General features: G+C 76.9%; 4 protein-coding genes. All 4 read left to right on the top strand.

Annotation, left to right across the window (positions count from 1 at the left end):
- The coding region (locus tag ACWEVO_RS31840; protein ID WP_452311160.1) for an HD domain-containing protein at positions 1-1,340 on the top strand (1,340 nt) is incomplete at its 5' end.
- A gap of 80 nt (positions 1,341-1,420) precedes the next feature.
- On the top strand, positions 1,421-2,323 hold the full coding sequence (locus tag ACWEVO_RS31835; RefSeq protein ID WP_452311159.1) for an ABC transporter ATP-binding protein: 903 nt from the start codon (positions 1,421-1,423) through the stop codon (positions 2,321-2,323).
- Positions 2,313-3,134 (top strand): ABC transporter permease, encoded by an 822-nt coding sequence (locus tag ACWEVO_RS31830; protein ID WP_452311158.1) that lies wholly within the window; start codon positions 2,313-2,315, stop codon positions 3,132-3,134. The genes ACWEVO_RS31835 and ACWEVO_RS31830 overlap by 11 nt, the downstream gene beginning before the upstream one ends.
- A gap of 20 nt (positions 3,135-3,154) precedes the next feature.
- A partial coding sequence (locus ACWEVO_RS31825; RefSeq protein ID WP_452311157.1) for a sensor histidine kinase occupies positions 3,155-4,057 on the top strand: 903 nt, incomplete at its 3' end.

Genomic DNA, 4,057 nt, shown 5'->3' with positions numbered 1-4,057 from the left:
TGACGCTGCGGGTCGCCGCCGCCGCGGCCACCACCCGGCTGCCCATCGCCCGGGCCACCTGCGAGTGGCTGGCCGCGTACTGCCCGCCGCTGCCCGCGCCCTGGCCGCCGGCCGCCCGGGCCGCCCTGATCACCCTCCTCGGCGCCGGTTCCGGCCTGGTGCCCGCCTGGGAGACCTGCGACCGGTACGGCCTGATCGACGGCTGGTTGCCCGAGTGGACGCGGCTGCGCAGCCTGCCGCAGCACAACCCGGTGCACCGGTTCACCCTCGACCGGCACCTGGTGCAGACCGCGTACGAGGCCAGCCGGCACACCCGCGAGGTGGACCGCCCCGACCTGCTGCTGCTCGGCGCGTTCCTGCACGACATCGGGAAGGGGCTGCCGGGCGAAGGTGCCGCCGGGCGGGCCGGCAGGCATGAGCCCGCCGGCACCTTCGTAGACCACAGCAGTGTCGGTGCGCCGCTCGCGGCGGCGGTGGCGGCCCGGGTCGGGCTGCCGGAGGCCGAGGCCGCGCTGATCGGCACGCTGGTCCGGCTGCACCTGCTGCTGCCCGACGTGGCCACCCGCCGCGACCTGTCCGACCCGAAGACCGTCGCCGGGGTCGCCGCGCAGGTCGGCGACACCACCACCCTGGAACTGCTGCACGCCCTGGTCCGGGCCGACGCCGCCGCCACCGGACCTGCCGCCTGGTCGGAGTGGAAGGGACGGCTGGTCGCCGAACTGGTGGCCCGGGTGCGGACCGCCCTCGACACCGGCGAGCTGCCCGCCCCGCCGGCCCCCGACCCGGCGCTGGTCGCCGGGCCGCTGCCGGTCGTACACCTCGGGGAGGACCGGGTGTCGGTGGCCGCGGCCGACCGGCGCGGCCTGCTCGCGACGGTGGCCGGCTGCCTCGCCCTGCACCGGCTGGAGGTGATCTCCGCAGACGCGTCCACGGTCGACGGCCGGGCCCTGGTCGAGTGCCGGGTGCAGCCCCGCTACGGGCTGGCGCCGGACCCGATCGCGCTCACCGCCGACTTGCGCCGCGCGGTCGCCGGCGACGTGTCGGTCACCCAGCGGCTGCGCGGCCGGGCGCTCGCCGCCCGGGGCCAGGGCGCCGCGCCCCGGGTGGTCTGGCACCGGGAGGCGGCCACCGACGCGGTGCTGCTGGAGTTGCGCGCCGCCGACGCGGCCGGGCTGCTGTACCGGGTCTCCTGCGCGCTCGACGAGGCCGGGGCGCAGGTCCGGGCGGCCCGGATCTCCACCCTCGGTGGCGACGTGGTGGACGCCTTCTACCTGGTCGGCGGCTGGCCCCCGGCGGCGGACCGCGACCGCATCGAGGCCGCGGTGCTGGCCGCCGTCTGAGCCGGCTACGTCCGGTGACGTAGCCCGGGAGCCGCCGCCGGGGCGACGTGCCAGGGGCCCGGCGGCGGGACCCTCGGGGCATGAACCTGCCAGTGCAGACCGAAGGGCTCACCAAACGGTACGGCGGCCTGACCGCCGTGCAGGACCTCAATCTGACGGTCCGGGCCGGGGAGGTGTACGGCTTCCTCGGCCCCAACGGCGCCGGGAAGACCACCACCCTGCGCATGCTGCTCGGGCTCGTCCGCCCCACCGCCGGCACGGTGCGGCTGCTCGGCCGCGCGCCCGGCGCCGGTCGGCTGACCGGCGTGGGCGCGCTGATCGAGGGGCCGGCCTTCTACCCGTACCTCTCCGGGCGGGACAACCTGCGGGTGCTGGCCCGCTACGCCGGGGTCGGCGCGGACCGGGTGGCGCTGGTGCTGGACCTCGTGGACCTCACCGACCGGGCCGGCGACCGGTACGCCGGCTACTCGTTGGGCATGAAGCAGCGGCTCGGGGTGGCCGCCGCCCTGCTGAAGGACCCACGCCTGTTGATCCTGGACGAGCCGACCAACGGCCTCGACCCGGCCGGCATGGCCGACATGCGCACCCTGATCCGTCGGCTCGGCGCGGGCGGGTGCACCGTGCTGGTCTCCAGCCACCTGCTCGGCGAGGTCGAGCAGATCTGCGACCGGGTCGGGGTGATCGCCCGGGGACGGCTGATCGCCGAGGGGACCGTCGCGGAGCTGCGCGGCACGGCCGGGCTGCGGGTGCTGGCCGAGCCGCTGGACGAGGCGGCGGCACGGACCCGGGCACTGGTCGGCGCGGACCGGGTCCAGGTCGTCGACGGCGGGCTGGAGCTGACCCTGGCGCCCGAACGGGCCGCCTGGCTCAACGCCGAGCTGGTCTCCTCCGGGCTCGCCGTCCGGGAACTCCGCCCCCGGGAGCGGGACCTGGAACAGGTCTTCTTCGACCTCATCGAGAAGGGAACGGCCGATGTCGCGTAGCTTCCGCGCCGAGACGATCAAGCTGGTCCGCCGGCCGGCGAGCTGGCTGCTGCTGGCCATCGCGGTGGCCCTCGCGCTGATCTTCACCTACCTGTTCCCGTACGCCAGCATCGCCGGCGGCACCGACGGGCCGAACACCGACCGGACCCTGCCCATGCTCCTCCCCGACCACCTGGTCGGGAACTCGCTCGGCGGGCTGCCGGTCTTCCTCGGGTCGATCGTGCTGATCCTCGGGGTGCTCACCGTCGGCGGCGAGTACGGCTGGGCCACCTGGAAGACCGTCCTCACCCAGGGCCCCTCCCGGCTGGAGGTGTACGCCGGCAAGCTGCTCGCCCTCGCCGCCGCCGCGCTGGCCGTGGTGCTCGCGGTCTTCGCGGTCGGCGCGGTGGCCAGCGCGCTCATCGCGGTCGCCGAGGCCCAGCCGGTGCGCTGGCCCGGGCCGGGCGACCTGCTCACCGGGATCGGCGCGGGGTGGCTCATCGCGGCGATGTGGGCGATGCTCGGTGCCGTGCTCGCCGTCGCCCTGCGCGCCGTGGCCCTGCCGGTCGGGCTGGGCCTGGTGTGGATGCTCGCGGTGCAGAACCTGCTCGCCGCGATCGCCGCGCCCCTGCTCCACTGGGTGGCGCAGGCGCAGAAGGGGCTGCCCGGCCCGAACGCCGGGTCCCTCGCGGCCGCGCTCGGCGCGCCCGGGGACACCCCCGGCGTGGTGGGAACGGTCGGCGGCGGGCAGGCGGCGGTGGTCGTGGCGGCGTACCTGATCGCCTTCGCGGCGGTCGGCGCGGTGCTGCTGCGGCGGCGGGACATCGGCTGAGCCGGGTGGGGGAGGCGCGGGTGGAGCGGGAACGGACCGGGTGGAGCGGCGCGGCCCTCGACGCCGGCATCGCCCTGGCGCTGCTCGCCATCGGGCTGGCCGGCACCGGTCCGGCGAGCGTGAACGTCGGCATGCCCACCGGCCGCGCCACCTACCCGCTGGTCGTGGTGGCGGCGCTGGCGCTCGCGGCGCGCCGGCGCTGGCCGCTGGCCACCCTGGCCGTGGTCACCGCGACGGTCACCGCGTACCTGGTGCTCGGCTACCCGTACGGGCCGATCCTGCTCTCCTTCCTGGTGGCGGTCTACACCGTCGCGGCGTACCGGCCGGTGCGGACGGCCGCGGTGGCCGGGGCCGCCGCGCTGGTGGCGGTGGTGATGCACGTCCTCGTCGGCGCCCGCTCGCCCGGCTTGGTCGGCCTGATGCCGGCCGCCGCCTGGGTGGTGGTGCCGTTCGCGGTCGGCACCACCGTGCGGCTGGTCCGGGAGAATGCGGCCCGCAGCCGGGTGGACGAGGCGCGCCGGCTGGCCGACGAGGAACGGCTGCGGGTCGCCCGGGAGGTGCACGACGTGGTCGGGCACGGGCTCGCCGCGATCCACATGCAGGCCGAGATCGCCCTGCACCTGCTCGCCCGCAAGCCCGAGCAGGCCGAGGCGGCGCTGACCGCGATCAGCCGCACCAGCAAGGAGGCGCTGGACGAGCTGCGGGTCACCCTGACCGTGGTACGCCGGGACGAGGCGGCCGACGAGCGGGCCCCGGTACCGGGGCTCGCCCAGCTCCCGCAGCTGCGCGAGCGGCTGGCCGGCGCCGGCGTCCCCGTCGCGGTCGAGGTCGACGGGGAACCGCGGGCCCTCCCGGTGGCGGTGGACCTGGCCGCGTACCGGGTGGCGCAGGAGGCGCTGACCAACGTGCTGCGCCACGCCGGC

The organism is Micromonospora sp. NPDC003776 (assembly GCF_053605645.1).
The sequence above is the reverse complement of the archived record's forward strand: the minus strand, read 5'-3'. Positions and strand labels throughout refer to the sequence as shown.